Below are 6,580 nucleotides of genomic sequence, written 5' to 3' on the forward strand. Positions count from 1 at the left end.
CTGAACCGCGAGCTGGCGACCAAGATCATGCTGACCGTCCATACCGAGGGGCGGGCAGTGTGCGGATTGTTTACCCGTGACATCGCCGAAACAAAGGCCATGCAGGTCAACCAATACGCCAGGGAAAGCCAGCATCCGCTACTCTGTGAAATCGAGAAGGACGGTTAATCGCCGACCACTTGGGTATGAGGTGAAGCTATGTTAAACCGCGAGCTCGAAGTCACCCTCAATCTTGCCTTCAAGGAGGCCCGTTCGAAACGTCATGAATTCATGACCGTCGAACATCTGCTGCTGGCACTCCTTGACAATGAGGCTGCCGCGACCGTTCTGCGCGCCTGTGGCGCCAATCTCGACAAACTCAAGCATGACCTGCAAGAGTTCATCGATTCCACCACGCCGTTGATTCCGGTCAACGACGAGGACCGGGAAACCCAGCCGACGCTGGGCTTCCAGCGTGTGCTGCAGCGTGCCGTGTTCCACGTGCAAAGCTCCGGCAAGCGCGAAGTCACCGGGGCCAACGTGCTGGTGGCGATATTCAGCGAACAGGAAAGCCAGGCCGTGTTCCTGCTCAAGCAGCAGAGCGTGGCCCGCATCGATGTGGTCAACTACATCGCGCATGGCATCTCCAAGGTGCCAGGCCATGGTTCCAATGCTGATAGCGACCCTGAAATGCAGGACGAGGAGGGCGGTGAGACCTCCTCTTCGAGCAACCCGCTGGACGCCTACGCCAGTAACCTGAACGAGCTTGCGCGAGCCGGTCGTATCGACCCGCTGGTGGGTCGTGAGCAGGAAGTGGAGCGCGTGGCGCAGATCCTTGCCCGTCGGCGCAAGAACAACCCGCTGCTGGTGGGTGAGGCTGGCGTGGGCAAGACAGCCATCGCCGAAGGCCTGGCCAAGCGCATCGTCGATGGCCAGGTGCCTGACCTGCTGGCGCAGAGCGTGGTGTACTCCCTTGACCTGGGCGCGCTGCTGGCCGGTACCAAGTACCGCGGCGACTTCGAGAAGCGCTTCAAGGCGCTGCTCGGTGAACTGCGCAAGCGCCCGCAGGCCATCCTGTTCATCGACGAAATCCACACCATCATCGGTGCCGGTGCGGCGTCGGGCGGGGTAATGGATGCGTCCAACCTGCTCAAGCCACTGTTGTCGTCCGGTGAAATCCGTTGCATCGGCTCGACCACCTTCCAGGAATTTCGCGGTATCTTCGAAAAAGACCGCGCCTTGGCGCGGCGCTTCCAGAAGGTGGACGTCAGCGAGCCGTCGGTGGAAGACACCGTGGGCATTCTGCGTGGCCTGAAGGGGCGTTTCGAAAGCCACCACAACATCGAGTACAGCGACGAAGCACTGCGTGCTGCCGCCGAGCTGGCTTCGCGCTATATCAACGATCGCCACATGCCGGACAAGGCCATTGACGTGATCGACGAGGCCGGTGCCTACCAGCGTCTGCAGCCGGAGGCCAACCGCGTCAAGCGTATCGAGGTGCCGCAGGTCGAAGACATTGTCGCCAAGATCGCGCGCATTCCGCCAAAACACGTCAGCAGTTCCGACAAGGAGCTGCTGCGCAACCTGGAGCGCGATCTGAAGCTGACCGTGTTCGGCCAGGACCCGGCCATCGACTCGCTGTCGACCGCCATCAAGCTGTCCCGTGCCGGCCTCAAGGCGCCCGACAAGCCGGTGGGCTCGTTCCTCTTCGCCGGCCCTACCGGCGTCGGCAAGACCGAGGCGGCGCGTCAGCTGGCCAAGGCGCTGGGTGTCGAGTTGGTACGCTTCGACATGTCCGAATACATGGAGCGCCACACTGTGTCGCGCCTGATCGGTGCGCCGCCAGGCTATGTCGGGTTCGACCAGGGCGGTTTGCTGACCGAAGCCATCACCAAGCAGCCGCACTGCGTGTTGTTGCTCGATGAAATCGAGAAGGCCCACCCCGAAGTCTTCAACCTGCTGTTGCAGGTGATGGACCACGGGACCCTGACCGACAACAACGGGCGCAAGGCCGACTTCCGTAACGTGATCCTGATCATGACCACCAACGCTGGCGCGGAAACCGCGGCACGGGCCTCGATCGGCTTCACCCATCAGGACCACGCGTCCGATGCCATGGAAGTCATCCGCAAAAGCTTCACGCCGGAATTCCGCAACCGTCTGGATACCATCATCCAGTTCGGCCGCCTCAGTCACGAGACCATCAAAAGTATCGTCGACAAGTTCCTCATCGAACTGCAGGCGCAGCTGGAAGACAAGCGTGTGCTGCTGGAAGTCAGCAATGACGCGCGTGGCTGGCTGGCGGCGTCGGGCTACGACGTGCAGATGGGCGCGCGGCCGATGGCGCGGCTGATCCAGGACAAGATCAAGCGGCCGCTGGCCGAAGAGATCCTGTTTGGGGAGCTGGCCGAGCATGGCGGCGTGGTGCACATCGACCTGCGCGATGGCGAGCTGGTGTTCGACTTCGAGACCACGGCCGAGGTGGCCTGATGCGTCGGGGCCGCTTTGCGGCCCATTCGCAGCACAAGGCTGCTCCTGCAACGGCGATGCGCCATCGTGTAGGAGCAGCCTTGTGCTGCGAATGGCTGCAAAGTAGCCCCTTGCAATCTCGGAAGCACAAAAAAGCCCGGCACATGGCCGGGCTTTTTCATGGCTGGAGCTTAGCGCGCACGGTAGGTGATGCGGCCCTTGCTCAGGTCGTACGGCGTCAGCTCGACGCGAACCTTGTCGCCAGTGAGAATACGGATGTAGTTTTTGCGCATCTTTCCGGAGATGTGCGCGGTTACGACGTGCCCGTTTTCCAACTCCACGCGGAACATGGTGTTGGGCAGGGTGTCGACGACAGTACCTTCCATTTCGAAGCTGTCTTCTTTCGACATGCAGTTGAGCCCTCGGTGTCCAGTGTTGGCCCGACGCATAACCGCACCGGGCAAAAAAGTGGCGTGGATTATGCCGGAAAATAGTGTTTCAAGCCAATGCTTTCAGTTGAGGGTGACCCAGCGCTGGTTGATCAGCAGTTCGATCGGGCGGTACTGGGTCTTGTAGTTCATTTTCTTGCAGTTCTTGATCCAGTAACCCAGATACACGGCCTCCAGATCCTGGCGCACCGCTTCGGTGATCTGCCAGAGGATGGCAAAGCGCCCCAGGCTGCGGCGTTCTTCGTCGGGCTCGTAGAAGGTGTACACCGCGGACAGGCCGTTGGGCAGCAGGTCGCACACCGCCACCGCCAGCAAGCGGCCCGCCAGGCGGAACTCGTAGAACCAGCAGAACGGCAAGTCGCGCACCAGGAAGGTGGAGAACTGATCGCGGCTTGGCGGGTACATGTCGCCGTCGGCGTGACGGGTTTCGATATAGCGCCGGTACAGCTCGAAGTACTCTTCCTTGAACGCCGGGCGCGCCGCAGTCACGGTCAGGTCGGCGTTGCGCTTGAGGATGCGCCGTTGCTGGCGGTTGGGTATGAAGCGCGCCGCCGGGATGCGCGCCGGCACGCACGCGTTGCAGTTCTGGCAATGCGGGCGGTACAGGTGGTCGCCGCTGCGGCGGAAGCCCATTTCCGACAGGTCGGCGTACACGTTCACGTCCATCGGCTGGCTGGGGTCGAGGAACAGCGTGGTCGCCTGCTCATCAGGCAGGTAGCTGCAGGAGTGGGGTTGAGTGGCATAAAACTTCAACCGCGCCAACTCTGTCATGATCAACCCCTCGGTGTGACTTTGTTTTAAGTGTAAGCCAGCTCTGCGAACTCGCCTAGGCAACCCATCTAGACAACCCAGGTGGCGCTGTTGGGCTGGTCGAGGTAGCGGGCCAGGTAGCCGGCGAATTCGGCGCGGCTGATGGCCTGCGCACCCAGGCTTTGCAGGTGGTTGGTCGGCATCTGGCAGTCGATCAGGGCAAACCCGGCCTGGCGCAGGTGCTCGACCAGGGTTGCGAAGCCGACCTTGGAGGCGTTGTCGGCGCGGCTGAACATCGACTCACCGAAGAACAGCTGGCCCATGGCAAGGCCGTACAGGCCACCTACCAGCTCGCCATCCTGGCGCACTTCCACAGAATGGGCGATACCGCGGCGGTGCAATTCGCAGTAGGCGTTGCGCATGGTGTCGGTGATCCAGGTGCCGTCGGCATAGTCGCGTGGCGCGGCGCAGGCGGCGATCACTGCCGGGAAGTCGGTGTCGAAACTGACCTGGTAGCGGCCCTGGCGGATCAGCTTGGCCAGCGAGCGCGACACGTGCAGCTGGTCCGGCAGCAGCACGGTGCGCGGGTCGGGCGACCACCAGAGGATCGGCTGGCCGTCCTGGTACCAAGGGAAGCAGCCGTGGCGATAGGCCTGTACCAGGCGCTCGGGGCTCAGGTCGCCGCCGGCGGCAAGCAGGCCGTTGGGGTCGTGCAGGGCCTTTTCCAGGGGCGGGAAGGTCAACGAGTCGCGAGTCAGCCAGGTGAGCATGGTCTTTCGTGCGGTGGGGGAGGGGAGAGGGCAGCATGGCGCGGGTGAAAAGCAGGGTCAATCTCTTTGGCTTCTTCGCGGGCATGCCCGCTCCCACAGGAACCTCACAGTCTCCAGGCTTGCGCAGGACCTGTGGGAGCGGGCGAGCCGGCGAAGAGGCCGGTACAGGCCAGGAAATCAGGCAATTTCCTGCGCATTCATGAAATCGCAGGCACCATCCGCTACATTTGCTGTCACACCTGTGCAAAAACACAGCATAAGCCTTTGTCACAAAAGAAAATGCGTGCTCAAATTGCACCTATATGAAAGTCGCACCCGGCCAACCTCCCATACGGCGTGCCGCCATGGCGGCTGGCGGGCAGTAATGTTAAAAGTAGTGGTTCATTGGCCGCACCGCCGGCCGATCACTATTGGACGCGCAGCACGCGCAGGAATAGACGCGTTTTGAAGAAATCCACCGCAACCCCAGCTCCCTTGCCTGTGCCCCTGTGGCGGCAGCAGCTGCATTATCGCCTCAAGGAAGGTGCGTTGATCGCTGTCGGCGCCCTGTGCCTGTACCTGTGGATGGCGCTGCTGACCTACGACACGTCCGACCCGGGCTTCAGCCACACCAGCAACATCGACCAGGTGCAGAACGCCGCCGGGCGTGCCGGCGCCTACTTCGCCGACATCCTGTTCATGGTGCTGGGCTACTTCGCCTATATCTTCCCGTTGCTGCTGGGGATCAAGACCTGGCAGATTTTCCGCCAGCGCCACCAGCCCTGGGACTGGAGCGGCTGGCTGTTCTCCTGGCGGCTGATCGGCCTGGTGTTCCTGGTGCTGTCGGGCGCTGCCCTGGCGCATATTCATTTCCATCCGCCGGCAAGCCTGCCGTTTTCCGCCGGTGGCGCGTTGGGCGAGAGCCTGGGCGAACTGGCGCGCAGCCTGCTGAACGTGCAGGGCAGCACGCTGATGTTCATCGCCTTGTTCCTGTTCGGCCTGACCGTGTTCACCGACCTGTCGTGGTTCAAGGTGATGGACATGACCGGCAAGATCACCCTCGACCTGTTCGAGCTGGTACAGGGTGCGGCCAACCGCTGGTGGGAAGCACGCAACGAGCGCAAGCGCCTCGAAGCGCAATTGCGCGAGGATGAACCGGTGTTCAAGGCGCCGGCAGCGGCCGCCGAGAAGCGCGAGCCGGCCAAACCGCCATTGCGCGAGCGGATCTTCAAGCGTGAAGAGGCCCCCGCCCAGCCTGCTGCACCACGTGAGCCGACCCTTGCACGCGAGCCTGTGGTGCCGCGCGAGCCCACCCTTGCCCGCGAGCCGATGGTGCAGCGCGAGCAACCTGCGGCACCGACCATCGTGCCCCCGGCACCTGCCCAGGCCAGGGCGCCGGAGCCGAGCAAGCGGGTGATGAAGGAGAAGCAGGCGCCGCTGTTCGTCGACAGCGCGGTGGAGGGCACCTTGCCGCCGATCTCCATCCTTGATCCGGCCGAGCAGAAGAAGATCGAGTATTCGCCGGAATCGCTGGCGAGTGTCGGGCAACTGCTGGAAATCAAGCTCAAGGAGTTCGGCGTGGAAGTGGCGGTGGACTCCATCCACCCCGGCCCGGTGATTACCCGCTACGAAATCCAGCCGGCCGCGGGCGTCAAGGTCAGCCGCATCTCCAACCTGGCCAAGGACCTGGCGCGCTCAATTGCAGTGACCAGCGTGCGCGTGGTCGAGGTCATCCCCGGCAAGACCACCGTGGGTATCGAGATCCCCAACGAAAACCGGCAAATGGTGCGCTTCTCCGAAGTGCTGGCCACGCCGCAGTACGACGAGCAGAAATCGCCGGTCACCCTGGCCCTTGGCCACGATATCGGCGGCAAGCCGGTCATCACCGACCTGGCCAAGATGCCTCACCTGCTGGTGGCCGGTACCACCGGTTCCGGTAAGTCGGTGGGTGTCAACGCGATGATCCTGTCGATCCTGTTCAAGTCCAGCCCGGAAGACGCGCGGCTGATCATGATCGACCCGAAGATGCTCGAACTGTCGATCTACGAAGGCATCCCGCACCTGCTCTGCCCGGTGGTCACCGACATGAAGGACGCCGCCAACGCGCTGCGCTGGAGCGTGGCCGAGATGGAGCGGCGCTACAAGCTGATGGCGGCCATGGGCGTGCGTAACCTGGCCGGCTTC

The 6,580-nt window shown here is 62.8% G+C and carries 6 protein-coding genes; 3 read left to right on the top strand and 3 right to left on the bottom strand.

What is annotated here, in order from left to right; translation table 11 throughout:
* Both HP547_RS19320 and clpA read left to right on the top strand, forming a co-directional pair.
* Positions 1-168 (top strand): ATP-dependent Clp protease adaptor ClpS (locus HP547_RS19320; protein ID WP_172287105.1); only part of this gene is annotated, 168 nt, incomplete at its 5' end.
* Between the two features lie 30 nt (positions 169-198).
* The gene (gene clpA / locus HP547_RS19325) at positions 199-2,469 is read left to right on the top strand and encodes an ATP-dependent Clp protease ATP-binding subunit ClpA (RefSeq protein ID WP_172223309.1); all 2,271 of its coding nucleotides are present in this window, start codon (positions 199-201) and stop codon (positions 2,467-2,469) included.
* Between the two features lie 170 nt (positions 2,470-2,639).
* On the opposite strand, the gene infA is transcribed toward clpA, so the two are convergent.
* From infA to aat, 3 genes are all read right to left on the bottom strand, one after another.
* A complete protein-coding gene (gene infA, locus HP547_RS19330; protein WP_002553999.1) occupies positions 2,640-2,858 on the bottom strand; it encodes a translation initiation factor IF-1 in 219 nt (72 codons plus the stop codon).
* Positions 2,859-2,960: 102 nt separating this feature from the next.
* Positions 2,961-3,668 (bottom strand): arginyltransferase, encoded by a 708-nt coding sequence (locus HP547_RS19335; protein WP_172287106.1) that lies wholly within the window; start codon positions 3,666-3,668, stop codon positions 2,961-2,963.
* Between the two features lie 68 nt (positions 3,669-3,736).
* The gene (gene aat, locus HP547_RS19340; protein ID WP_172233637.1) at positions 3,737-4,417 is read right to left on the bottom strand and encodes a leucyl/phenylalanyl-tRNA--protein transferase; all 681 of its coding nucleotides are present in this window, start codon (positions 4,415-4,417) and stop codon (positions 3,737-3,739) included.
* 444 nt (positions 4,418-4,861) lie between these two features.
* On the opposite strand from aat, the gene HP547_RS19345 reads away from it, so the two are divergent.
* Positions 4,862-6,580, top strand: a 1,719-nt coding sequence (locus HP547_RS19345) for a DNA translocase FtsK (RefSeq protein ID WP_172287107.1), incomplete at its 3' end; no start/stop codon positions are given.

Source organism: Pseudomonas sp. CM27, from assembly GCF_013179515.1.
Lineage (GTDB): Bacteria > Pseudomonadota > Gammaproteobacteria > Pseudomonadales > Pseudomonadaceae > Aquipseudomonas.